Origin of the sequence: Methylobacterium sp. GXS13 (assembly GCF_001455965.1) — a bacterium.
GTDB lineage: Bacteria > Pseudomonadota > Alphaproteobacteria > Rhizobiales > Beijerinckiaceae > Methylobacterium.
In genome coordinates, this window is record NZ_LKKO01000009.1 from 1 (window position 1) to 713 (window position 713).

General features: G+C 72.7%; 1 protein-coding gene. It reads left to right on the forward strand.

All coding sequences use genetic code 11. The features are described from left to right. On the forward strand, nucleotides 1–713 hold a 713-nt coding region (locus tag AO398_RS03950), incomplete at both ends, for a polysaccharide biosynthesis/export family protein (RefSeq protein WP_058190739.1).

Below are 713 nucleotides of genomic sequence, written 5' to 3' on the forward strand. Positions count from 1 at the left end.
GAGCCGGTGATCGGCATCGGCGACATGGTCTCGGTCTCGGTCTGGGAAGCCGGATCCGGTGGCCTGTTCTCCGGGCCGCTGGTCGCCGACCGGTTCTCCGCCGGCTCCAAATCCGCCCTCATCCCCGAGCAGCCGGTCGGCCGCGACGGCGCGATCTCGGTGCCCTATGCCGGGCGCATCAAGGTCGCCGGACGCCGGCCCCAGGACGTCCAGGGCCTGATCGAGAACGAGCTCGCCGGCAAGGCCATCCAACCGCAGGTGCTGGTCTCGGTCACCCGGCCGATCTCCCAGGCGGTGACCGTCACCGGCGAGGGCGCCGCCGGCGCCCGCCTGCCGCTCTCGGGCCACGGCGACCGCATCCTCGACGTGATCGCGGCTGCCGGCGGCAACCGCTCGCCGGTCTCGGAGACCTTCGTGCGCCTGTCGCGGGGGCCGCTCACCGCGACCGTGCCGCTGACCACGGTGGTGTCGAACCCGAAGGAGAACATCTACCTGCGGCCCAACGACGTGCTCACCCTGGTGCGCGATCCCCAGACCTTCCTGGCGGTGGGCGCGCTCGGCCAGGCGACCGAGTTGCCGTTCCAGGCCGACGGCATCACGCTCGCCCAGGCTCTCGCCAAGGCGCGCGGCCTCTCGGACTTCGCCGCCGATCCGGCCGGAACGTTCATCTTCCGGTTCGAGCCCGCCAGCGTGGTGCGCCGCCTGAACCCGGC